Source organism: Cognatundibacterium aquatile, from assembly GCF_014699135.1.
Classification (GTDB): domain Bacteria; phylum Pseudomonadota; class Gammaproteobacteria; order Burkholderiales; family Burkholderiaceae_D; genus Undibacterium; species Undibacterium aquatile.
This window is the reverse complement of record NZ_JACOFT010000007.1, coordinates 37,363-62,732: the sequence shown is the minus strand read 5'-3', so window position 1 is coordinate 62,732 and position 25,370 is coordinate 37,363. Positions and strand designations below refer to the sequence as shown.

The following is a 25,370-nucleotide window of genomic DNA, read 5'->3' as shown; positions in this document are numbered from 1 at the left end:
TATGAATACCTCGATTGATGCCAGCATCCCCGTTCTCACCGAAATTATCCTCCCGGTTACTGAAACTGTGGATAATGCTGAGGCTGGAACGGTAACAGCTGCAACAACATCCTCATCTCCATTACCAAGCCCGCCGCCCGCCGCCATTGCCCAAGCGGATGCCGAGGCAACAAATGTCAGCATTCCGGAAGAACACTGGCAAACACTGGAGCAAAGTTTAAAAGAAGACGTACTGAAGCACGTTCTGGCGCGCGTCGATTTTGTTCTTGAACATAGAGTCAGGGACAATCTTGCCGATGTATTGCAGACAGCGGTTGAGGGCTTGGCGAAAGAGATTCGCGCCGGTCTGAAAAACTCACTGGAAGAACTGGTCACCAGAGCTGTCACCCAGGAAATCAACAAGGTGAAGAATTCAAAATAGTTTTTTATCTCAATGTTGCAACACCTCGTTCCATTCTTTCAGGCGAGTTTTCTGCGGTCAGACGACTGCATTCGGCGCGCCGTCTGACCTATCCTGCCAGCAACATATCCAATGCACGCACGTTCGGGTGACGCATAAAATCGATCACAATAACGTGGTGCGCCGCACAAAATCAGCCTCTTACTGATGTAAAAAACCACCAGAATTAAAAAAATATTGTCGCTATCAAATAAAATTTCAAAGCATTTTTCACTCGCATTTTCATGAGGTCGCACCAACTTTGTGCGCCTCGCCCTAAGTTATCTCTGGCCGCGCCTTACCGCCCCGGCATTTGTCCTCATTCAGAAAACCTTCCCACTCTGACATCGGCACTATCGTGGCAAACCTTGTGAACATGGGAAGGCTGCGACATAACATTTTGATGCACTGCAAAGAAGTATTCGCGAGATGGACAGCGGTTGCTTATCAAGGCTTCAACATTAATAATCGGTGCTGACTTTCTATGAGTTAAAAGCTGGCAATCCCGGTTAAAAAAATGCCCGATTTTGGCGCATGGAAAAATCATTCGGATAAAAAAAATCATGCTAAAGAGCTTTCCGAAATTTTTTTTCTGTTGTACCTTTTGTATATTCAGTTTCCTGAATAGGTTGGCATTACAGTTTTGTAGCCCTACTTTTTAATCCTCAAGGGAGTATGTTCATGTCGTTAAAAACTAAAATGATTCCACTGGCTGGCGCGATCGCTTTCGCATTTGCCGGTTCTGCGGCAGCTCAGGAAGTCGTTATTAAAATTGGTCACGTCGGCCCAGTTTCCGGCGCTATTGCCCACTTAGGTAAAGACAATGAAAACGGCGCCAAAATGGCGATCGAAGAGTTGAATGCAAAAGGCGTGATGATAGGCGGCAAAAAAGCAAAATTCGAATTGCTGGCTGAAGACGACGGCGGCGATCCTAAACAAGGCACGACTGTTGCGCAAAAACTGGTTGATGCCAAAGTCAACGGCGTCATCGGCCATCTGAATTCAGGAACAACAATCCCAGCATCCAAAATCTACAACGATGCAGGTATTCCACAAATTTCCCCATCTGCAACAGCAGTTCCATACACCAACCAAGGCTTCAAAGGCGCATTCCGCGTTGTGGCTAACGACGGCCAGTTAGGCGGAACTTTGGGTCGTTATGCTGTACAGATCAGCAAAGCGAAAAAAATTGCAGTGATTGACGATAAAACAGCCTACGGCGAAGGTGTAGCGAAAGAATTCGTCAAAGGTGCTAAAGGTAAAGGCGCAGAAATCCTCGTTCAGGAACATACAACGGATAAATCGAATGATTTCGCCGCAATTCTGACCACAATCAAAGCGAAAAAACCTGATCTGATTTTCTTCGGTGGTATGGATGCGGTTGCCGGTCCTATGCTGCGTCAGATGAAAGCATTGGGCGTGAATGCGAAATTCATGGGCGGCGACGGTATCTGTACCGCCGATCTGGTTAAACTCGCTGGTGATGCTATCGGCGAAGGCCAGGTAGTTTGTGCTGAGGCTGGTGGTGTTCTCGATGCGCAAAAAATAGCGAACGACAACTGGAAAGCAGCTTACAAGAAAAAATTCGGCGTCGATGTTCAGATCTATGCACCGTATGTTTACGATGCTGTGATGACGATGGTCGAAGCAATGAAACAAGCTAATTCTGCAGAACCGGCAAAATATTTGCCAGTACTGAAGAAAATCAAATACAAAGGCGTCACTGGCGATATCGCATTTGATGACAAAGGCGATATCAAAGACGGTACACTGACTTTGTACACATACAAAGGCGGCAAACGTGATCTGTTGGCTGTGACGAAATAATCAGCGTCAAGATCAGCTTCAAGTTCAGACAAAAAAAGCCCGGTTCAAATGAACCGGGTTTTTTTATTAATGATGATCTGCATTTTTCAGCAGTCTGTTTTGCTTATTTCAAAGCCAGAATCCACTTAACCAAAGTTTTAGCTTCTGCTTCTGTGACTTGCGGATTCGCTGGCATAGGGATCGCGCCCCATGTACCGGTACCACCTTTGATGACTTTTTGTATCAGTTTGGCTTCTGCAGTTTTATCGCCCGCATATTTTTTTGCCACTTCTTTGTAGCCAGGACCGACGACTTTATTATCAACCGCATGACATGCCAGACAATTTTTCGCTTTTGCCAGATCGGCATTTGCCAGCGCCGAGCCAGATGCCAATACTGCCAGAGCAGCACCTACGATTAAGGAATATTTCATTGTTCTCTCCAGGTTAAAAATACCGTTTCATTTTAACGCTTTTCAGAGATTTGAACACGACTGAAAACATGCTGGTTGACCTGCCACGCAATACGTTTTAATCTGCTGACAAAAGGAAACTAATTATGCTACTGATCATCTCGCTGTTCTTATTGCTGGTCTTAAAACTTGCCGAAGTGTCGGTGTTCGCCACGATGTCCTGGTGGTGGATTATTGGCGGTGCAATATTTGCCTTTTTGTGGTTTGAATTTTTCGAACGCATGCTGGGTCTGGATAAACGCAAAGATGATGCGCACTTCGAAAAAATGAAGGCAGAACGCCTGAAGCGGACGTTTGATAAAAAAGTCGGTCGTCGTTGATGACACTCAGTTTTAAGAAAACACAAAGCCGACATTGGGTCGGCTTTTTTTACGGACAAGAAAACCGGTAATCTTCACGCATGAGCAATTCTGATCTGCGCCATCTGGAATTACGCCAGCTTCGCTATTTCATCGCGGTTGCGGAAGAAATGCATTTTGGTAAAGCCGCACTACGCCTGAATATGACCCAACCGCCGCTATCGCAAGCGATTCAGTCGCTCGAAACCTTGCTCGGTACCGCACTGTTTATCCGTACCACCCGCCATACCGCGCTGACGCCCGCCGGAATTGCTTTGCTGCCGGAAGCCAGACGGCTGCTGGAACAGGCGAATAGTCTGAGTCAGTTGGCACAAAGAGCCGCCGCTGGTGCACAAGGGCATTTGTCTCTCGCCTTCGTCTCCGTCGCCGATTACAGCATACTGCCGCCGACGTTGAGAGCGTTTCGCCAAAGTCATCCCGACGTCAGCATAGAGTTGCGTGAAGCGACGACCGATGTCCAACTCGATGCACTGGAAAAAAGTGAAATTGACGCCGGCTTCATGATCCCGCCTTTACCCGAAAAACTGCAACAGCTTTTGTGCTATCAGAAAATTCTGACCGAACCGCTGATGCTGGCGGCACCTGAGCACTTACTACCGCGTCACAGTTCACTCAAAATGGAAAACTGTCCGGATCTGCCATTAATCTTATTCCCCCGCAAAATCGCGCCGTCATTGCACGATGCGATACTCGGCCATTTCCATGCGGTGGGGAAAACGCCGGTCATCGGCCAGGAGGCAATACAGATGCAAACCATCGTCGGTCTGGTCTCGGCTGGCATGGGTGTCGCACTTGTGCCACAATCCGTCTCGAACTTGCAGCGCCCCGGCGTGGTCTATCATCCGATTGAACATGCCGCACCTGCAGTAGAGATCGGCATCGTCTGGCGCAAAGATAATCCGTCAGCGGTACTCGCCTCCTTTTTACAGCTTTTACATACAACCACATGCTGATTCATCCTAATCCTGATCCCGTCGCTTTTGCCATTGGCCCCCTTTCCGTGCATTGGTATGGCCTGATGTATATGGTCGCCTTTGCCCAGTTTATTGTTCTGGGCCGTTATCGCCTCAGATTGCCGCATGTCGCCGCCAAAGGCTGGACCCGCGAACATATCGACGACATGCTTTTTTATGGCGTGCTTGGCGTCATCCTCGGCGGTCGTCTTGGCGAAGTGCTTTTTTACGGACTGCCCTACTACCTCGACAATCCGCTGGAAATTTTCAAAGTCTGGAAAGGCGGCATGTCATTTCATGGTGGTTTTCTCGGTGTGCTGATTGCGATGTCCTTGTGGGCGCGTAAAGCAAAAATGCATCTGGCGGATGTGTACGATTTCATCGCGCCGCTCGTGCCGCTTGGTTATGCGGCTGGCCGCATCGGCAACTTCATCAATCACGAATTGCCGGGGCGCGTTGCCTCCGCCGATTTACCGTGGGCGATGATCTGGCCCGGCGTCGATCATCCTGTGCATCCATCGCCGCTGTATCAGGCACTGGTCGATGGTGTTTTACTGTTCATTATTTTGTGGATCTTCGCCAGCAAAGCACGGCCTCGGCTGGCAGTTGGTTCGCTGTTTGTGATCCTGTATGGCTGTGCCCGCTTCTGCACAGAATACTTCCGCACGCCGGATTACGAAGTCAGTTTCGCCGGACTCACGATCTCTGCCGGACAGATGCTTTCTCTGCCGATGATAGTGGTCGGCGCGCTGCTGCTGTTCTGGTCTTACCGTCAGAAAAAATCCTCGTAATTGCTGTAATTTTGGGGAGTATATGTAAAAAACACCTTAATCTCCGCGTAAATAAAGGAGGTTTAAATATACTCCCCCCAGTATATTTCATGCTTTTATCGCCTTAAATAGCCTCCTGAAGATCGCCTCAACAATGCGTATTCAGACTAAAACCGGCGTCACCGACCGCATTATCCGGATAACAAAAGCGGCTGATTATTTCGCATTCTGACGAACTAATTAGCCGCTTTTTTGTCTCATAAAACTGGACAGCATTCTTCCCCTTGCATTACTTTTGATGCCAGCGATTGAATGACATTTCATGAACTCTATTTCAACCGAATTTAAAAATTAAAGGGACTCTCACATGCAACGCACCCTGCTCTCGCTTGCCGTCCTGGCAGCTATCTCTGCCGGCAGCACCGGCGCCGCTTTTGCCCAAACCACGACAACACCAGCCAACACGACCGCAGCGGCAACGACAACGACTACCACACCCGCCCGCAGTTCAGGCATCGACCTGCAATGGATAGATACCAGCGTTCGTCCACAGGATGATTTCTTCAAATTCATGTCAGGTAAATGGCTGGCGAATGCAGAGATTCCAGCAGACCGCGCCCGCTTTGGTTCTTTCGATCAGTTGCGCGACTTATCCGAACAACGTTCGTATGACATCATCAAAGCATTAGCCGCAGACGGCAAATTGAAAGCGGGCAGCAACGAGAAAAAAATCGCCGATCTTTACAATAGTTTCATGGACGAAGCGCAGGCCGAGAAACTTGATATCGCACCGCTCAAAGCGACATTCAACCGCATTGACCGTTTCACCAAAAAAGAAGATTTGCCAGCACTGATTTCTAATCTGTCCAAACTCGGCGTTTCGCTGCCGGTGCAATCCGGCATCGGCCAGGATGCACGTGATTCCAGCAAATACGCAGTGTATGTCAGTCAGGGCGGGCTGGGTTTGCCAGACCGTGATTACTACCTGAAAGACGACGATGCCAAGCTCAAAGGCTTCCGCGATGCTTACGTTAAACACATAGAAAAAATGCTGGAAATGAGCGGTCAGAAAGACGCTGAAAAAGCGGCCGCCAGCATCCTTGCATTGGAAACAGAAATCGCGAAAATCCAATGGACTAAAGTCGAAAATCGGAACCCGGTCAAAACCTACAACAAAATTGAAAAAGCAAAATTAGCAGAACTGCTGCCCGGCTTCGACTGGACCGCGTATTTCGCAGGCACTGGCGTCGGCAACCGCGTGGATTACGTGATTGTCCGTCAACCGGGTTTCCTCAGTGGCATGGCAAAAATCATCCATGAAACGCCAGTCTCTGTATGGCAGTCCTATTACAAATGGAAAGTGCTGAGTGCGTATGCCAGCCTGTTATCGAAGCGCTTTGTTGATGAAGATTTCAACTTCTCCAGCGTGACATTACGCGGCATTCCGGCCAACCAGCCACGTTGGAAACGTGGTGTGGCACGCGTGGAAGAAAGCATGTCGGAAGCACTGGGCAAACTGTATGTCGCCAAATACTTCCCGCCTGAGAATAAAGCACGCATGGAAGAACTGGTGAAAAATCTGACGCTCGCGTACAAACAAAGCATAGAAACGCTGGACTGGATGAGCCCTGAAACCAAAAAAGAAGCGCTAACCAAACTCGCTAAATTCACACCGAAAATCGGCTACCCGGATGTGTGGCGTGATTACAGCAAACTGGTCATCAAAAAAGACGATCTGGTCGGTAACGTGATGCGTGGCCGCGAACATGAATACTTACGCCAATTGTCCAAATTAGGTCAGCCAGTCAGCCGCAAAGAATGGGGCATGAGCCCACAAACCGTGAACGCGTATTACAACTCACGTCAGAATGAAATCGTATTCCCGGCAGCGATTCTGCAACCGCCATTCTTCAATCCTGCAGCAGATGATGCGGTGAATTACGGCGGCATCGGCGCGGTGATCGGGCATGAAATCAGCCACGGCTTTGATGATTCCGGTAGCCAGTCTGATGGCGATGGCAATCTGCGTGACTGGTGGACGAAAGAAGACAAAGCGAATTTCGGCAAACTGACCGCAGCGATGATCGCACAATACAACGCGTATAGCCCGCTGCCAGGTTATAACGTCAACGGCGCACTCACACTCGGTGAAAACATCGCCGATAATTCTGGTTTATCGATCGCATATAAAGCGTATCAGATCTCACTCGGCGGCAAAGCAGCACCGGTGATTGATGGTTACACTGGCGACCAGCGTTTGTTCATGGGCTGGGCACAAGTCTGGCGTGGTAAGGCGCGTGATGCCGAAGCGATTCGTCTGATCAACACCGACCCACACTCGCCAGCGGCGGTACGTGGTAATGCACCACTGACCAACCTGCCAGCTTTCTACTCTGCGTTTGGCGTCAAAGAAGGCGACAAAATGTACACCGCGCCAGAGAAACGCATCACGATCTGGTAATAACATCAGCGATGTGAATCTGTATTCACATCACACCAGAAGCTGATTTCAACAATCAGTCCAAGCTCTCTTTCTCTAAAAGGAAAGAGAGCTTTTTTTAAATTCAGCCTTGACATCGATCTGCGTAAGGCTTTACATTAAACCCATGCGTACATCCACTCATATCACTGCTGCGAAAACAACTACCGGACACAGACCCGCTCTGCTGCTCGCGTTTTCGGGCTGGATGCTACTGACTCTGCTATCACTGGCATCTCTGCTACTACCTAAATAAGCAAAGCAATTCTGCTAAAAAAGTAGTCTCAATCAGGTTTTACTCCCGTTTTTATTTTCAGTTTTTTCGACTTCACCGAAGTCCTCCTTCAGGAATCCGCATGTACATCAGCGCCAGATTGATCAGCCGTTTTCAGCGTCGTAGCGACGCCGGGCTGATGCTGTCCATCGCTGTGCAAGCACTGCTATCCGTACTACGACTACCGATCGGTTAACTGGCCTCGCGTATTGTTTGCTGGCCGTCAGTTAACCTCTGAACGCCAGCTTCATTCCGTTCAACAGTCCAGACCACTATCGCTTGAAAGCGAGGCGGACTGTCGTCAAAACCTAGCCGAGAGATACAGATGCTTGCTCAACCGTCGAACAAATACCGCCCGTTTCCTCCTATCGATTTGCCCGCACGTCAGTGGCCAGAACGCGTCATCTGTGCAGCACCCATCTGGATGAGTACCGATTTACGTGATGGGAATCAGGCACTGACAGAACCCATGAACAGCGCCACCAAACTGCGCTTTTTTGAAATGCTGACACGCATCGGTCTGAAAGAAATTGAAGTGGCGTTCCCGGCGGCATCGGACACCGATTTCGATTTCGTCCGTCAGTTAATTACGGAACAGCGGATTCCTGATGACGTGACGATAGAGGTATTGACTCAGGCTCGCCCCGAACTGATACACAGAACCATCGCGTCGCTGAAAGGTGCGCGACGTGCGATCGTGCATTTGTATAACCCGATTGCACCCGCATTTCGCCGTATCGTCTTTGCAAAAAGCCGCGAAGAAATAAAACAAATTGCCATCGCCGGAACACAACTGATCAAAACGCTGACCGACGCACAACCGGAAACCGAGTGGATTTTTGAATATTCACCGGAAACCTTCAGCATGGCTGAGCTCGATTTTTCGAAAGAAATATGCAACGCCGTCAGCGAAATATGGCAAGCGACACCTGAGCGAAAAATCATCATCAACTTGCCGGGCACCGTTGAATCAAGTACGCCGAATATTTATGCAGATCAGATTGAATGGATGCACAGGCATCTCACTTACCGCTCTGCGACCGTGCTCAGCGTTCATCCGCATAATGACCGTGGTACCGCCGTTGCGGCAGCCGAACTGGCCATCATGGCCGGCGCCGATCGTGTTGAAGGCTGCCTGTTCGGGAATGGCGAACGCACTGGCAATGTCGATCTTGTGACGCTGGCACTGAACTTATATACCCAGGGCATACATCCGCAACTTGATTTTTCTGATATCGATTCTGTGCGTCAGTGTGTGGAAGAGTGCAATCAATTGCCGGTACATCCGCGTCACCCTTATGTCGGCGATCTGGTGCATACCGCATTTTCAGGCTCACATCAGGATGCCATAAAAAAAGGACTGGCTCAGCAAGACCCACAAGGTTTTTGGGAAGTTCCGTATTTACCTATCGATCCACAAGATATAGGGCGTAATTACGATGCTGTCATCCGCGTCAACAGCCAGTCAGGTAAAGGCGGAATGGCATTTTTACTTGAACATGAATATGGCATACGGCTGCCACGTCGCTTACAAATCGAATTCAGTCAGGTCATTCAGCGCGTTGCAGACAGCAGCGGCAAAGAAATGCAGGCGTCAGAAATTTTTCATATTTTCAGTCAGGAATACCTGACACCGTTTCCGCACTACGCTTATCAGGCACATCAGCTTCTGGAACACAGAGCACCGCCATCCGATTCAGCGCAATTATCGTTGCAGCTGGAGCTGCTGTTTCACGGACAATCACAAGTTATCCGTGCGACAGGCCGTGGCATTCATGAAACCTTACATCGGGCCTTTCAGTCACAAGGCATAGAACTGCAGATATTCAGCCACAGCGAAGAAAAAATACGTCAGAATCCGGAAAGTAAAGTGCTTTGTATTCTGGAAATACGAGTGAACGGCGCGCGCGAGTTTGGTGTTGCAATGGCCGATACCAGTGAGGCAGCGTCGATACAAGCCACCATTAACGCGATTAACCGGCAACAACATCAACGTCTGGAAGAAACAATACTCTGACGTTGGCACATTAAACCAACAATACCCGCAGCGGCATCATTGTTCGTGTTGATACTGCTGCAGATCGGCTACAAGTATTCCGATCATTACGTTAAACTGTCTGTCAACACTGAGCGTACCGGTTTTACTGATCGCGCTGTTTGGCAACGCAGCATCAAATCGTGTCGGAATAGGTACAGCTGAATTTATCCATGATCGCCTGAAGGAATTATATGGAACAGTATTGTGCAAAAGTAGTTTGGAATCGCGGTGAGCAAAATTTCAGTGACAATAAATGTAGCCGCGGTCATGAATGGAAATTTGACGGCGGCCTGACGGTACCTGCGTCTTCAGCACCATCATCCGTTCCTCTGCCGTTATCGGTCGCTGAAAACATAGATCCGGAAGAAGCACTGGTCGCCGCGCTTTCGAGCTGTCATATGCTGTTTTTTCTCGCCTTCGCCAGCAAGCAAGGCTTTATCGTTGACAGTTATGAAGATAACGCCGCCGGTATCATGGAAAAAAATGAAAAAAGACGGATGTCCATCACCCGTATAGAACTGCGCCCGCATACTGTATTTTCCGGGCCAACCATTCCGACTCCGGAACAAATTCTGGCGCTGCATCACTTGTCCCACGAGCACTGCTATATAGCGAACTCTATCCGTGCAGAAGTCCTCATTACCCCAGTGTGAGCGAATAAAATGTACACACCCGCAGCGTTCTCCGAGCAAAAAATTGAAGTACTGCATGCACTGATAGCTGAGCATCCTCTGGCGAGCATAGTGACTCAGGCTGAGGATGGCTTGACTGCGGATCATATTCCCTTGATCATCGCCCCGCCGAGTGCTGATGCACCGTTCGGCACGCTGCGCGGACACGTCGCGCGACAAAATCCGCTATGGCAGTACCCGTCAGAAATGCTGTGTATTTTTCAGGGGCCAAGCGCTTACATCACACCTAGTTGGTACGAAGAAAAAAAACAGAATGGCACCGTTGTCCCTACATACAACTATGCAGTGGTACACACATACGGAAAGTTACGTGTCGTCGAAGATCAACAGGAATTTCTCGCGCTGCTCGATAGCCTGACCACACATTTTGAGGCTCAACGGACGAAGCCGTGGCACATCAGCGATGCCCCATCAGACTATATTCATCATCTGATGGAGGCCATCGTCGGCATCGAAATTCCCATCACCCGCATCGCGGGAAAATGGAAAGCAAGTCAGAATAAAATAACGCAAAACCGTATCAATATTGCGATGGGTTTGCGTGAAGAAAATAATCAGGATGGCATTGCGATGGCAGACCTGATGGAACAAGCTTTGTTTTCTTCGAATGAAAATAACACGTAAAAAATATTGCGTTTTTCACGCTGGGTTTCATACAGCTGCAAATGCCGGCGTCTCGTTACAGTGTCTTCTAATACAAGTTGATACGTAAAAGGCTGCACGCCTGAACCGAATAGTTTTTCATTTTTTTACTGAGAGTTTCTGCACCAAACAAAAAAACATTCCGCCCTGGAAAACAACTTCAGAAAGCATGCCATGCCGACGAAAAAGAACGTGTATTTCTATATCTACATTTCTTATTTTTTTACCGGACTCATTCTGATTTTTGCACTGATTATGGGCGCGGTACAATTTCCGCACATGAGCAGAATCATTCTCGCGCAGGCAAACAATGCCTATGAGCTGATCGGTAAAGAAATTACCACGGATGTCCGGGAAATTTATGAGCCGGTAAAAAACCAGACTGAAATTCTGGCGCAGATTCACCCCTTACCCGGTAACAGCCTGAATGAACGACTGCGGAATGTCGCCTATCTGGCGAAAGCAATAGAAAAACTGCCATCGGCAACCTCCACCTATGTCGGTTATGCCAATGGCGATTTTTTTCTGTTGCGTCAGTTTGCAAAATCGAATGGCGGCAAAGAAGTATTTAACGCCCCGCCCGATACCGTCTGGATAGCGCAAAGTACCAGCCATGATCATGACCATCTGGTCGAATACATTGTGTATCTGAACGGCAATCTCAAAGAAATAAAACGGCTGGAAATTCCTTTAAGAAATTTCGATCCACGTCAACGTAACTGGTACCTGTCTGCGATGGAAAATCAAACCAGGGCAAACGTATCGGAACCCTATTATTTCTTTACTACCGGACAAATCGGTATCACTTACTCACAAAAAATTGTGAATGAAGAAGCGGTGGTTGGCATCGACATTGAAATACCGACGATACAAGACATCATCAGGAATCACAACGTCACGCCTTCGACTTCGATTGCGCTGACGGACCAGCAAGGGCAGTTACTCGCGTGGAAAAACGGGCGGTATGGCAGCTATAAGCCGCAGATCAGCGTACATAAGGATGGCAGCAAAGGCATGCCACTGCTCGCAGATCAGGATGCGCCTGTGCTGAATCAAATACGAAAAACTGACGGATCGGCGCCAGCAGAACAGGCTCACACTAAAAGTGCAGCGATTGATGTACATGGTGAAACCTGGTCAACATATCAGACCAGACTGCATATTCCGGGTGGGCAGGATCTGAACATACTGATCGCCAGTCCGCATGCGGAGCTGCTGGCAGACATCCTGAGCATGCGCAAACAAAACATCGTGATATTTGCGCTACTGCTGCTCGGAGAAATCGGCGTAACAATTTATTTTTCACGTCTGGCGTCAAAGCCGTTGAATCAACTATCAGACGAAGCGAAAAAAATTGCGCACTTCGACTTTCACAGCAAAATAGAAATTGAATCGCGTATCAGAGAAATTGCCGATCTCGCTGATTCTATGAAAGGAATGAAAGCAACCATACAATCGTTTCTCGACATCGCCAGCAGCCTTGCATCAGAAAGTAATTACGATCGTCTGCTGGCCAGAGTTTTAAAAGAAATGTCTGAAATAACAGGTGCTAAATCGGGCCTGCTGTATCTGTACGAACCGCAAAAAAATGCGCTGAATGTTGTACAGATTTATGCCGATCATCAAGTGATTGAAACAGATGCACAAAGCGTCGTCATGAGCGATCACAGCCATCCGGTTGTTGCGGCCTGCCATTCCGGTTCGCAAATTATGCAACTACAGGCAGGTGATCTGAAACTTTTTTTCAGTGCATTACCAGAGTCGTCGCATGTAATGACACTGATTTCTGTCCCTCTGAAAGACCGCAACAACACACTGTCAGGCGCGATCGCACTGGTGATTGACGCGGCCGGAATTGACGATACCCATCTGGCAATGGCGGAAGCAGTCTCCGGCGCTGCCGCAGTCGCAATAGAAAATCAACGTCTGATTCAGGAACAGAAAGCCTTGCTGGCATCATTCATACAACTGATCGCCAGTGCAATTGATGCCAAAAGCCCCTACACCGGAGGACATTGCCAGCGCGTTCCTGTGCTGACAAAATTACTCGCACAAGCAGCCTGCAGAGAAACCAGCGGACCTTATGCCAGCTTTGATCTGAATGACGAAGAGTGGGAAGAATTACATGTAGCTTCGTGGTTGCATGACTGCGGTAAAGTAACGACACCGGAGTACATCGTCGATAAGGCCACGAAACTGGAAACACTGTATGACCGTATTCATGAAATACGCATGCGCTTTGAAGTAATGAAACGCGATGCCGAGATCGCCTGCTGGCAAGCCATTGCCAATGGCGGGAATACGGCAGAATTGAAAGAAAAACTTAGTTCCGAAATCAGACGACTGGATGATGACTTTGCCTTTATTGCCGAATGCAATGAAGGTGGAGAATTCATGGCGCCAGATAAAATCGCCCGTATAAAAGCGATCGCTGAACGCACATGGCTCAGAACATTATCTGACCGCATCGGCATTTCACACGACGAAAAAGAACGCAAAAACCGCACTCCGGAACCGGCACTGCCAGTAAGCGAATACCTGCTCAGCGACAAACCTGAACATATTTTTACCCGCTCAGCACGCGATCACATTCCTGCAGATAATCCCTGGGGCTTCAAGATCAAGGTGCCAGAGAATTTATATAACCGCGGCGAGCTGTATAACCTGTGCGTAACCCGCGGCACACTGTCCGAAGAAGAGCGCTATAAAATCAATGAGCACATGACGCAAACCATCATGATGCTGGGGAAATTACCGTTTCCGCGCTATCTGGCAAAAGTACCTGAAATCGCTGGCGGTCATCATGAAAAAATGGATGGCACCGGCTATCCGAAACGCCTGACCGGCGCTGAGATGAGTCTCCCTGCCCGCATGATGGCCATCGCCGACATCTTCGAAGCCCTGACCGCCGCCGACCGTCCCTACAAAAAAGGAAAAACTTTGTCAGAAGCCATCAGGATTATGAGCTTCATGAAAAAAGACCAGCACATTGATGGCGAATTGTTTACGCTATTCCTGAAATCAGGCGTCTATCTGGAGTACGCAACAATGTTCATGAAGGCAGAACAAATTGACGAAGTTGATATACAAGCGTATGTCTGATTCAAACAGCCGCATTGCATGAACAAAGAAAAGAGGTACGGATATGTTCTGTACCTTCGAGTCGAATTAAATACGCTGTGCCTTCGCCAGCATCGCATGCAATAACACGTTGCACCCGGCGGCCAGATGCTCTGGTTTTGCATCTTCGATTTCGTTATGGCTGATACCGTCTTTGCAGGGAACAAAGATCATGCCCGAAGGTGCCAGTCTGGCGGTGTAGATAGCGTCATGACCCGCACCGGAAACGACATCCATCGTGCTGCAACCCAGCGTGGCAGTGGCATTGCGCACGGCATCCACGCAATCAGAATGAAACGGACATGGCGGATAATAAGACACTCTTTCAACGCTGATGTGCAGCCCGCTGTTGTTGCTGGTCTGTTCAACAAACGCCAGTATTTCCTGATGCATGGTATCGAGTAATTCAGAAGACACGTTGCGCAGATCAATACTGAATTTGACTTCACCGGGAATCACATTCCGGCTATTCGGAAACACCTGCACCATGCCAACAGTGCCGCGACCATACGGCGGATAGCGATTACCGATGTTCACCACTTCCTGCATGATGCCGGTTGCGACTTGCAAGGCGTCCTTGCGCAAGCCCATAGGCGTGGGACCTGCATGCGCTTCCATCCCGGTGACCACGCAATCGTACCAGGATAAACCCAGCACACCGGGAACCACACCGATCACTTTGTCCGCATCTTCAAGCACTGGCCCTTGTTCTATATGCGTTTCAAAATATGCACCGATAGGATGCTGGCCGGGTACTTCTGTACCTTTATAGCCTATGCGCTCAAGCTCATCACCGACGGTTTTTCCTTCGGTATCTTTCGCGGCATAAGCGGTTTCCAGCGTAAATGCGCCACAGAAGACGCCTGAGCCCATCATCACCGGCACAAAGCGTGAGCCTTCTTCATTGGTCCAGAACGCGACTTCGATCGGCGCTTCGGTTTCGATATGGTGATCGTTCAGCGTACGCACAACCTCAAGCGCAGCCAGCACGCCATAGTTGCCGTCGAACTTGCCGCCAGTAGGCTGGGTATCGATATGACTACCGGACATCACCGGCGGCAGCGCAGAATTTCGCCCCGCCCTGCGCATGAAGACATTGCCGATCTGATCGATGGTGATACTCATGCCCGCCTGCTTACCCCAGGAGACAACCAGATCGCGGCCCTGCTTATCCAAATCAGTCAGCGCCAGACGTTTCACACCACCTTTGGCAGTCGCGCCTATCTGCGCGAGTTCCATCAGTGATGACCATAAGCGCTCACCGTTAATTCTCAAGTCTGCTACAGACATGCTTTACTCCTTCAGATTGCGTTGTGCATTTTGCTGAGTGCACCGAACATCGCTGAAAACGGCGGGCGCTTAACGTATTTGCCACGACCGGCAACGGCACGTAAATCACCCTCTTTAAAAACCAGTTGACCGCCGCTGATCGTATGGGTAGGAATACCCTTGACTGTGCGTCCTTCAAAGACGTTAAAATCGCCTTTCGAAAACTGTGTTTTTACCGATAAAGTTTTGCTGCCTTCTGCATCCCACAACACGATGTCAGCATCGGCACCGGCAGCGATCACGCCTTTACGCGGATAGATGTTAAAAATCTGGGCGCAATTGGCTGACGTGACTTTGACAAATTCGGAAGGCGTCAGACGGCCAGTATTCACACCGGCATCCCACAGTACCATCATGCGTTCTTCTATGCCGCCACAACCGTTCGGAATTTTGGTGAAATTGTCTTTGCCTGCCGCTTTTTGTTCAGCGCAAAACGTGCAGTGATCGGTCGCCGTGGTATGCAGATTACCGCCCTGCAATCCCTGCCACAGTGCCTGCTGATGACTGCTGCTGCGGAAAGGCGGACTCATCACATGCCCGGCCGCCTGCTCAAATTCAGGGTGTTGATACACGCTATCGTTAATCGTCAGATGTCCGGCCAGTACTTCACCAAAGACACGTTGACCGCTTGCGCGGGCACGGGTGATCGCACCCAGAGATTCGGCGCACGACACATGCACGACATACAACGGCGTATTGAGTACATTCGCAATCGCGATGGCACGCTGCGCTGCTTCTCCCTCCACCATCGGTGGGCGCGATAAGGGATGAGCGTCTGGCCCGGTTTTTCCTTCTTGCAGTAAGCGTTGCTGCAACAGATAAACCAGCTCGCCATTTTCCGCATGCACGGTCGGCATGGCACCCAGCTCCAGCGCCCGGCTGAAACTTTTTACGAGTATTTCGTCATCCGCCATGATGGCATTTTTATACGCCATGAAATGCTTGAAGCTGTTAACGCCATGCTCCTGCACCAGCTTGCCCATATCGGCATGCACGCTATCATCCCACCACGTTACCGCGACGTGAAACGAGTAATCCGCAGCCGATTTTTCCGCCCAGCCACGCCAGAGATGAAATGCTTCCATCAGACTTTGCCGCGGATCAGGAATAACGAAATCGATGATACTGGTTGTGCCGCCAGCCAGCCCTGCTGCGGTGCCGGTAAAGAAATCATCCTGCGTGACCGTTCCCATGAATGGCAACTGCATGTGCGTATGCGGGTCGATCCCGCCTGGCATCACATACAAACCAGCGGCATCAATGATTTCAACACCGACGGGGGCTTCCAGTTGCTCGCCTACGGCAAGAATCTTTCCGTCATCGCACAACACATCTGCCTGAAATTCACGGTCCGCATTCACTACCGTGCCACCACGAATCAGAATACTCATCATCCCTCCGTTCCGAATACTGCAATGAATGAGGTCAACGCAGGTTCACCTCGGTTGATTTCAGTTTTCACAAACACGCGTATCTGTTACTTGATGCACTCATACAGAAGCGCGCTTATTCCGCATCAACACAAAATACACGATGCCGGAAATTGCCAGACCAACAAACCAGGCATAGGTATAAATTGTTTTCAGCACAGCGGAAACTTCTGGAAAAGAAGCTGGAAATGCTGCATTCAGAAAGCCCGGAATGTTGGGTATAACACCAATCGCAAATGCGATCACTGCCGCCATATTCCAGCCTTTCTGATAGCTGTATTGACCATGTTCCAGATAGAGATCTGGCACATTTATCTTCGTTTGACGAATGAAGTAATAGTCAATAATCAGAATACCGGCGATAGGCCCTAGCAGAGCTGAGTAGCCGATCAGCCAGGTGAAAATATAGCCTTGTGTGGTTTCCAGAATTTTCCACGGCATCATCACCAGCGCAATACCTGCCGTAATGTAGCCACCGGTTTTATACGAAATCAACTTCGGATTCAATGCAGAAAAATCGTAAGCGGGACCGACCAGATTCGCAGCGAGATTGACCGAGACGGTATCGATCAGCAAAATCACCAGCGCGATCAGCACGGCAGCACCTGTCATGCGGCTCGCGACATCCACCGGATCCCACAACGCCTTACCGTACAAAACGACGGTCGCCGATGTAACGATCACCGCCATTAAAGCCAACAAACCCATAGGCGCTGGTAAGCCAACGGTTTGACCAAGTATCTGATCTTTTTGTGATTTGGCAAAACGTGTGAAATCAGGAATGTTCAGCGCCAGTGTTGCCCAGAAACCGATCATCGCGGTCAGTGACGGCCAGAAGGTCGTCCAAAATTGCCCGGCTTTTTTTCCGCCTTCAACAAATTGTGAAGGCTGATCCAGCAAGGCGCCAAAACTGCCCGCTTTGTTGTACACCCATGCCAGCAAGACAAAACAGATGAGTATCTTTAACGGCGCGGTATATGTCTCTAGCTGGCGTATCGATTCCATGCCATGAAAAATGTACCAGAACTGTATGCCCCAGAAAATCAGAAAGCAAATCAGCTGAGCGGCGTTAATCCCTAAGCCTGTGATGTTGTCGCCACCAAGCGGATGTCCGATTAAAACACCACCGAGAGTGTAGATCATCTGCCCGCCAAACCATGTTTGTATGCCATACCAGCCACAGGCAACAATGGCACGCATCAGTGCAGGCAGACGTGCACCGCGCACACCAAACGAGGTACGCGCCAGCACCGCATAAGGGATACCATATTTCGCACCAGCGTGACCAATCAAAAGCATGGGAACCAGCACAATCGCGTTCGCCAGAAATACTGTCCAGACCGCCTGATAGCCGGACATGCCGCCCTCAATCAGACTGGCAGACAAAGTGTAAGCAGGAATGCACATCACCATGCCTACCCATAACGCGGCGAAGTGATACCAACGCCAGGTGCGCTGCGCTTCTGAGGTCGGTGCTAAATCCTCATTCCAAAGTTGATTGCTTTCCGCTTGCATATAGTTTTTCTCCAAGGTCAATATCTGAGGATTTGCACAAACACATCCATGCTGACAACGCTACTGATACGAGAAAAAATGTCAGTGTTAAGTGGAATGAAATTGATGCAAAAAAAGATCTGAAAAGATGTATCAGATGCATAGCAAACTTCATTCCACAAAACCACATATCGGCCGCATGCATTTTTTACGCAGTCAGTGCGGTGTGAATTCCTGCCAAGCCCGGTATGCGGCAACATCACCTCATACCGTAACAAAGCGGGATTTATACGCTCACATAAGACTGATGACAAGCAAAGCGTGAAACAGAAGAAAATGCTTCGATGCTGGATTTGCCTGAGCAACTTACTCAGCAAGCGGTTTCTCAACTTATTTTGTTACTCAGCGCATTATTTACTGAGCGCTCTGGGATTACGTGGGTCTTGCGTCCAGTTCATATAAGGCTTGCCGGTTACCTGTGGCACCATGGTGATGCACTGTTCTACAGGACAAGTGATCTGACACAAATTGCATCCCACACATTCTTCTGCTTTCACTTCGTAACGGCGCGTACCTTCTGCGTTGATCAGTTGTGCAATCGACTGATGCGACGTGTCTTCGCAAGCGATATAACAGCGCCCACATTGTATGCATTTATCCTGATCAATCTCCGCGATGACCTGATAATTCATATCCAGATATTTCCAATCGGTGGTATTCGTCACCGCTTTACCTGAAAAGTCACTGATACGCTGATAGCCTTTTTCATCCATCCAGCGCGACAAGCCATCCTGCATTTCTTTAACGATGCGAAAGCCATGCAGCATGGCTGCGGTACAGACCTGTACCGACCCTGCACCTAATGCCAGAAATTCAGCCGCATCGCGCCAATTGCTGACGCCACCGATACCGGAAATCGGCAAACCTCGGGTCGCCGGATCACGGGCGATTTCAGCCACCATATTGAGCGCAATCGGCTTGACCGCACTGCCACAATAACCACCATGCGTACTTTGCGTGCCGACGATGGGGCGGGCAATCATCTGATCGAGATCAATCGAAGTAATAGAATTAATGGTGTTAATTAAGGACACCGCATCAGCGCCGCCAGCAAAGGCGGCGCGTGCCGGAATACGTACATCTGTAATGTTAGGCGTCAGCTTTACTATCACCGGTAACGAAGAATATTTTTTGCACCAGCGTGTGATCATTTCAACATATTCGGGCACCTGCCCCACCGCCGCCCCCATACCTCGTTCCGGCATACCATGCGGACATCCGAAGTTCAGTTCTATGCCATCGGCACCGGTTGCTTCCACCAAAGGCAGCACACGTTTCCAGCTTTCTTCTTCACACGGAAACATCAATGACACGATCATCGCGCGATCCGGCCAGTCTTTTTTTACTTGTGTGATTTCCTGCAAATTCAATTCCAGACTGCGGTCGGTAATCAGCTCTATATTATTGAAGCCGATCACTTCACGGTTTTTGCCAAAGTGCGCAGAATAGCGTGACGAGACATTGACTGGCGGCGGATCTTCACCCAGCGTTTTCCAGACGACGCCGCCCCAGCCCGCTTCAAATGCCCGCACCACGTTATAGGCTTTGTCGGTCGGTGGCGCCGATGCAAGCCAGAACGGATTCGGTGCTTTAATGCCAGCAAAATTTACAGAGAGATCAGCCATATCACACCTTCGCTTTCAAATCGTCATTGATCGCCAGCGCAGCCAGCTTGCCATGTTGTACCGCCTGTACGGTCAAATCTTGTCCTGCAGCGATGCAATCGCCACCGGCATACACCTTAGCCAGACTGGTTCTGTATTTTTCATCGACCCGGATCTTGCCGCCCTCAAGCTGCAAATGCTGTGCAGCAGTATCTTGCAGACTCGCCAGATTCAGGCTCTGGCCTATCGCTTTAAATATCGCCTGGGCAGGAAGTTCTATTGTTTCGCCGGTGGTTTTCAGATTTCCATCAACGACGACGGTCTTTTCAAAACGCATCCCGGCGACGTTTCCTGCTGCATCCAACAACACTTCCTGTGGCTGCACCCAGGTCAAGATACGAACCTGATTTTCTTTCGCAATCGATTGCTCGTGCGCAGTCGCAGACATATCTTCTGCACCGCGGCGGTACACCAGCGTCACGTCTTCTGCACCAAGACGGGCAATCTGAACCGCCATATCGATCGCCGTATTACCCGCGCCAATGATGATGCACTGACGCGGAACCGGCAAGCGACTCAGATCATCGGCCTGACGTAACTCAGCAATGTAATCGACGGCCGCGACGATACCCGGCGCGTCTTCATGATCAAGGCCTAGCCGACGGCTGGCACCTAAACCCAATGCCAGAAACACGGCATCGTAGTCACGCTGCAAATCAGACAGCTGTAAGTTCTTACCTAACGCCTGGCCATGCCGCACACTGATACCACCGATCTGCAACAGAAAATCAACTTCGCACTGCGCCGTTTCGCCGACCAGTTTGTATTTTGCAATGCCGTATTCGTTCAACCCACCTGACTGCGGCTGCGCTTCAAATATCACGACGTCATGCCCTGCCCGCGCCAGTTGATGTGCGCAAGAAAGCCCCGCCGGGCCAGCGCCGACAATCGCGACTTTTTTTCCTGTCGCGGCAGCACGCGTAAATGGATGCTCTGGAAAGTGCATGTGATCCAACGCATAGCGCTGCAGCAAACCTATCCTGACTGGCGCACCTTCCGCATCGTGATTTCTGACGCAGGCATGCTCACATAAAATCTCAGTCGGGCAAACACGTGCGCAACTGGCACCGAGAATGTTCTGATCCAAAATACTTTTTGCCGCTCCATTGATATTGCCGGTCGCGATGTTCTGAATAAAACTGGGAACGTCAATTTCGGTAGGACAAACGCGTGTGCAAGGCGCGTCATAACAATACAAACAACGATCGCTTTCTATCGCTGCCTGACGACGGTTTAAACCCGGTTGCAGATCGGTGAATTTTTCCTGCAGCTGTTCATCGCTACTAGTCGTTGATGCAACATGCTTGAGTGCTTCCAACATAGGTGGCTCCAATTCAGCAATATCGTTGGTGATTGTTTATTTCTGATGGCAATAACTTCGTCTGTTTCTGTTAGCAATTTTCGTGACAGGGCACAGCAATAAGAGGAACGGCGACACCGGTGATGCTCAGCTAAAGTAACTAAACATCAAAATGGTGTCGCCGTCATCGGCAGCACAAAACTCTTTTTCGTTAAGAAGTGTCGCAACAGATCGCTGACAGTGGCAAAGCGACTTCAGCATCCGGCGCAACAGATCAGACCGTTTTTTTCAGGATATCGGCGAGTTTTCCAAACAGATCGTCGATATGTTTTTTCTCCAGTACTAACGGTGGCGATAAAGCAATGATGTCGCCAGTGGTGCGGATCAACACGCCTTCGGCAAATGCCTGCTTGTACACGGCCATCGCACGCGCACCGACTTTCCCCGGAATCGATGCCAGCTCGATCGCACCAATCAGACCGACATTGCGCAGGTCGATCACATGCGGTAAGCCCTTCAGTGAATGCAGGGCATCTTCCCAATATGTGGTCATGCTTTGCGCATGCTCCAGCACTTTTTCTTCTTTGAATACTTTGAGCGAAGCCAGCCCGGCAGCACAAGCCAATGGGTGACCAGAATAGGTGTAGCCGTGGAAAAACTCGATGCCAGCAGGACTCTGCAGCAGGGTTTCATAAATCATAGCTTTACTGAATACCGCCCCCATAGGTACAACGCCATTGGTTAGCCCCTTAGCGGTCGTCATCAGATCAGGTGTGACATCGAAAAAATCACTGGCAAACGGTGTTGCCATGCGTCCGAAGCCGGTAATCACCTCATCGAAAATCAGCAGAATACCGTGCTTATCGCATAATTCACGCAAGCGCTTCAGATAACCTTTTGGCGGCAGAATCACACCAGCGGAACCCGACAACGGTTCCACAATGACTGCCGCTATCGTCGATACGTCATGTAACGCGACAATGCGATCGAGCTCATCGGCAAGATGGGTGCCGTATTCCGGGATGCCACGGCTAAATGCATTTTTTTCGAGATTATAGGTATGCGGCAGATAATCGACACCACCCAACAAATTCGCAAATTGTTTGCGATTGGCCGGCAAACCACCGAGCGACATACCACCAAAACCGACACCGTGGTAGCCACGCTCACGACTGATGAAACGGGTGCGTTGTGCCTCACCGCGTGCACGGTGATAGGCCAAGACCATCTTCATCGCAGTATCAACAGATTCAGAACCTGAATTGGTATAAAACACCTGACCGAATTTATTACCGCTGTAATCAATCAACTGTTCGGCGAGTTCAAAAGCCGCCGGATGCCCCATCTGAAATGCCGGTGCGTAATCCAGCGTCGCAATCGCGTCCTGCACCGCTTTGACTATCGTCGGATGAGAATGCCCCAAAGGTACACACCACAACCCAGCGGTACCGTCGAGAATCTCGCGGCCATCCTGATCGCGGTAATACATTCCGGCAGCCGAAGCTACGACGCGCGGCGCTTCCTTGTAATCCCGGTTTGCCGTAAACGGCATCCAATACGCATTGAGTTGTTGTTTGCTAAGCATGTGGCTCTCCTGAAATAATTTACCGATTGGTAAAAGTATGATGAAATCCTAACCAAGCATATGCGCAGAAGACATATACAGCCAGTGGAATTTCACCCAACCGTATTGGCTTTCTGAACTGCACAGTTTCATTCGAACGATACAGACAAGCTGATTGGTGCTGGTAAAAGCAAATGACATACCAATAAGTTTCCAGATCACAGTTCCACTTCAGATGGCAGGATGAGCGTTGCAATATCAGGGGATAAAATGGAGTTGACTAAAGAAATACAGCAGGCGTCCGGATCATCCCTATGGCCGCAACTGGCACTGGAACGAAGCCGTCAAGCCAGCCTGGTTGAGCAGATCGTCCAAGAAGTAAGCCAGTTGATCCGGCAAAATCGCTTAGCGCTCGGCAGCAAGATGCCATCGGTACGTCAGTTTGCCAAATGCAATGCCGTCAGTACCTTCACCGTCGTCGAATCTTACGAGAGGCTGATCACGCTCGGCATGCTGAGTTCACGCCGTGGCTCCGGCTATTTTGTGAGCAAACCTGCCAGTGCACCATCGCCTCTGCTACATGCGACAACACCAACCATGCTTGATGCGTTAAGCCCTGATTTGTATTCAGGTGTTTCATCCGCTTTACCGGTAGGCTCAGGCTGGTTGCCACCAGAATGGTATGGTGACGATGTCCTGCTCGACGCACTCAGGCAGGCGATGCGCATCCCCACCCAACGTCTGCGCGGCTATGGTCATCCGGCTGGCCTTCCCAGTCTGCGTCAGCATCTGGCTCAGCAGTTGTCGCAAGAACTGTTTCAGCTTGATGCTGAACAGATTCTGCTGACCAACGGTGCGACACACGCATTCGATCTGATATTACGAACGCTGTGCAAGCCCGGCGACACAGTGCTGGTGGAAAATCCCGGCTACAGCAATTTGCTGTCGCTGATACGCCATCATGGTTGCATTCCGGTCGGCATACAGCGGGATGCGCATGGATTGGATCTGGATGCACTGATGGAAAAAGCCATACTGCATCAGCCAAAAATCATGTTTGTGAATACGGTACTGCAAAATCCGCTTGGCACCAGCCTTTCGCAGGCACAGGCACACCGTCTGCTGGCACTGGCTGAGCAATTCGATTTCTGGCTGGTCGAAGATGATATCTATCGCGAACTATGTACACGCCCAGAACCCTCTTTAGCTGCGATGGACGGGCTCAGACGTGTGGTACGGGTAGGTAGTTTTTCCAAAGTACTCTCCCCGACCCTGAGAGTCGGTTCACTCTGTGCATCGCACTCACTGATCGATGAGTTACTGCGCATCAAAATGCTGACCGGACTGACGACATCGGAAATCAATGAACGTGCGGTGTTGCACGCAATCAGTTCCAGACTCTACCGGCGCATGCTGGAAAAACTTAAACGACAACTTGATACCTCGCGCACCGAGGCAATAAGACTATTACAGGATGCAGGCCTGACCCTGTTGACTGAACCACGTGGCGGCATGTTTATCAGCGCCGGATGGCGTGATTCGACAAGAACAGCTCACGAGATAACGACACTGGCACTAAACGCCGGTATCTTACTGGCACCGGCAGATTTTTTCAGTCTTCACGAAACCACTTATCCCTGGTTCCGTTTCAATATTGCGTATTGCAACTCGGCACAACTTCTTACATTTTTACGCGGCATCAGCGACGAGTCCGCTCATGGATAAACGTGTGGAAAAAATCTCCAGCGCGCGTGATGCCATTGAAATTCGTATCTTAGACAGCGCGACGCAGGTATTTGCAGAATCCGGATTTCATGGCAGCTCATTGGCAGGGATCGCTGAATGTGCAGGTATCTCTAAACAAAATTTATTGTATTACTTCGCCAATAAACAAGTGTTGTACCAGAAAGTACTGGATCAGATACTGGATCAATGGCTGGAACGCATGGATTTTCTCGCCACTTCAGATGAAGAACCTGAGCAATTATTACGGCAATACATTCACGCAAAATTACGTTTTTCAAAAGAGCAACCGCAGGCCTCACGTGTCTACGCGATGGAAGTCATCGGCGGTGCGGCGGTGTACTCTCAGCAGATGCGCGAAAAAATTCTGCCTCTATTTAAAAAAGATATAGCGACTTTTGAAAATTGGATAGCAGCGGGCAAAATCAAGGCCGTCAACGCGACCCATTTATTATTTTCGATCTGGGCGATGACACAGTCGTATGCGGACTTTGCAACGCAAATGAATCTGGTTCTTGCGCAGGAGTCGTTATCAGAACAGGATTTCGATGACGCAGAAGAATTCATCGTCGGCATGGTTTTGCACAGACTGCACGCTTCCTGAACGCGCACTACGTAAAAAAATATGAAAGCAATGCGATAAAAATAGACGTTTCAATAATAAAAAATGGTGTTTTTTGTTAAACATTATTAGTTGTACCAGTGAAACATGTTACCCAGCCGGCTTTCATGATATGAATGC

The 25,370-nt window shown here is 49.6% G+C and carries 19 protein-coding genes; 12 read left to right on the top strand and 7 right to left on the bottom strand.

Annotated features, from left to right (window positions below):
• Position 1: 1 nt before the first annotated feature.
• Positions 2-421 carry a hypothetical protein gene (locus H8K26_RS16525; RefSeq protein WP_190480988.1) on the top strand — a complete coding sequence of 140 codons (420 nt, stop codon included), beginning with the start codon at positions 2-4 and terminating at the stop codon, positions 419-421.
• A gap of 699 nt (positions 422-1,120) precedes the next feature.
• Positions 1,121-2,266, top strand: coding sequence for a branched-chain amino acid ABC transporter substrate-binding protein (locus tag H8K26_RS16520; protein WP_186898577.1), 1,146 nt, complete (start codon positions 1,121-1,123; stop codon positions 2,264-2,266).
• 103 nt (positions 2,267-2,369) lie between these two features.
• On the opposite strand, the gene H8K26_RS16515 is transcribed toward H8K26_RS16520, so the two are convergent.
• The gene (locus H8K26_RS16515; RefSeq protein WP_186885961.1) at positions 2,370-2,678 is read right to left on the bottom strand and encodes a c-type cytochrome; all 309 of its coding nucleotides are present in this window, start codon (positions 2,676-2,678) and stop codon (positions 2,370-2,372) included.
• A gap of 125 nt (positions 2,679-2,803) precedes the next feature.
• On the opposite strand from H8K26_RS16515, the gene H8K26_RS16510 reads away from it, so the two are divergent.
• From H8K26_RS16510 to H8K26_RS16475, 8 genes are all read left to right on the top strand, one after another.
• Positions 2,804-3,037, top strand: coding sequence for a TIGR04438 family Trp-rich protein (locus tag H8K26_RS16510; protein WP_190480986.1), 234 nt, complete (start codon positions 2,804-2,806; stop codon positions 3,035-3,037).
• Positions 3,038-3,117: 80 nt separating this feature from the next.
• Complete coding sequence (locus H8K26_RS16505; protein WP_190480984.1) at positions 3,118-4,029, top strand: LysR family transcriptional regulator; 912 nt, start codon at positions 3,118-3,120, stop codon at positions 4,027-4,029.
• Positions 4,023-4,820, top strand: coding sequence for a prolipoprotein diacylglyceryl transferase (lgt, locus tag H8K26_RS16500; RefSeq protein WP_190480983.1), 798 nt, complete (start codon positions 4,023-4,025; stop codon positions 4,818-4,820). Before H8K26_RS16505 ends, lgt begins: the two co-directional genes overlap by 7 nt.
• A 346-nt stretch (positions 4,821-5,166) precedes the next feature.
• The gene (locus H8K26_RS16495; protein ID WP_190480981.1) at positions 5,167-7,260 is read left to right on the top strand and encodes a M13 family metallopeptidase; all 2,094 of its coding nucleotides are present in this window, start codon (positions 5,167-5,169) and stop codon (positions 7,258-7,260) included.
• 617 nt (positions 7,261-7,877) lie between these two features.
• Positions 7,878-9,569 carry a 2-isopropylmalate synthase gene (gene leuA / locus H8K26_RS16490; RefSeq protein ID WP_190480979.1) on the top strand — a complete coding sequence of 564 codons (1,692 nt, stop codon included), beginning with the start codon at positions 7,878-7,880 and terminating at the stop codon, positions 9,567-9,569.
• Positions 9,570-9,781: 212 nt separating this feature from the next.
• On the top strand, positions 9,782-10,243 hold the full coding sequence (locus tag H8K26_RS16485; protein ID WP_190480977.1) for an OsmC family protein: 462 nt from the start codon (positions 9,782-9,784) through the stop codon (positions 10,241-10,243).
• Positions 10,244-10,252: 9 nt separating this feature from the next.
• Complete coding sequence (locus H8K26_RS16480) at positions 10,253-10,906, top strand: FMN-binding negative transcriptional regulator (protein WP_190480975.1); 654 nt, start codon at positions 10,253-10,255, stop codon at positions 10,904-10,906.
• 192 nt (positions 10,907-11,098) lie between these two features.
• Complete coding sequence (locus tag H8K26_RS16475) at positions 11,099-14,026, top strand: HD domain-containing phosphohydrolase (RefSeq protein ID WP_190480973.1); 2,928 nt, start codon at positions 11,099-11,101, stop codon at positions 14,024-14,026.
• A gap of 66 nt (positions 14,027-14,092) precedes the next feature.
• Here the strand turns inward: H8K26_RS16475 and H8K26_RS16470 are convergent, their stop codons facing one another.
• The 6 genes from H8K26_RS16470 to aptA form a co-directional block, all read right to left on the bottom strand.
• Positions 14,093-15,334 (bottom strand): Zn-dependent hydrolase, encoded by a 1,242-nt coding sequence (locus H8K26_RS16470; protein ID WP_190480971.1) that lies wholly within the window; start codon positions 15,332-15,334, stop codon positions 14,093-14,095.
• A gap of 11 nt (positions 15,335-15,345) precedes the next feature.
• Complete coding sequence (gene hydA, locus H8K26_RS16465) at positions 15,346-16,764, bottom strand: dihydropyrimidinase (RefSeq protein ID WP_190480969.1); 1,419 nt, start codon at positions 16,762-16,764, stop codon at positions 15,346-15,348.
• A 99-nt stretch (positions 16,765-16,863) separates the two neighbouring features.
• Positions 16,864-18,318, bottom strand: coding sequence for an NCS1 family nucleobase:cation symporter-1 (locus H8K26_RS16460; protein ID WP_190480967.1), 1,455 nt, complete (start codon positions 18,316-18,318; stop codon positions 16,864-16,866).
• A 389-nt stretch (positions 18,319-18,707) separates the two neighbouring features.
• Positions 18,708-19,982: an NAD-dependent dihydropyrimidine dehydrogenase subunit PreA gene (gene preA, locus H8K26_RS16455; RefSeq protein WP_190480965.1), complete on the bottom strand. Its 1,275-nt coding sequence runs from the start codon at positions 19,980-19,982 to the stop codon at positions 18,708-18,710.
• Between the two features lies 1 nt (position 19,983).
• Positions 19,984-21,342, bottom strand: coding sequence for an NAD(P)-dependent oxidoreductase (locus tag H8K26_RS16450; RefSeq protein WP_190480963.1), 1,359 nt, complete (start codon positions 21,340-21,342; stop codon positions 19,984-19,986).
• Between the two features lie 253 nt (positions 21,343-21,595).
• Positions 21,596-22,906 (bottom strand): omega-aminotransferase AptA, encoded by a 1,311-nt coding sequence (aptA, locus tag H8K26_RS16445; protein ID WP_223827078.1) that lies wholly within the window; start codon positions 22,904-22,906, stop codon positions 21,596-21,598.
• A gap of 249 nt (positions 22,907-23,155) precedes the next feature.
• Between aptA and H8K26_RS16440 the strand changes: the two genes are divergently transcribed.
• Together H8K26_RS16440 and H8K26_RS16435 are read left to right on the top strand one after the other, a co-directional pair.
• The gene (locus H8K26_RS16440) at positions 23,156-24,610 is read left to right on the top strand and encodes an aminotransferase-like domain-containing protein (protein WP_190480961.1); all 1,455 of its coding nucleotides are present in this window, start codon (positions 23,156-23,158) and stop codon (positions 24,608-24,610) included.
• Positions 24,603-25,232, top strand: a complete 630-nt coding sequence (locus H8K26_RS16435) for a TetR/AcrR family transcriptional regulator (RefSeq protein WP_186898591.1) — start codon at positions 24,603-24,605, stop codon at positions 25,230-25,232. The genes H8K26_RS16440 and H8K26_RS16435 overlap by 8 nt, the downstream gene beginning before the upstream one ends.
• The last annotated feature ends 138 nt before the right edge of the window (positions 25,233-25,370 follow it).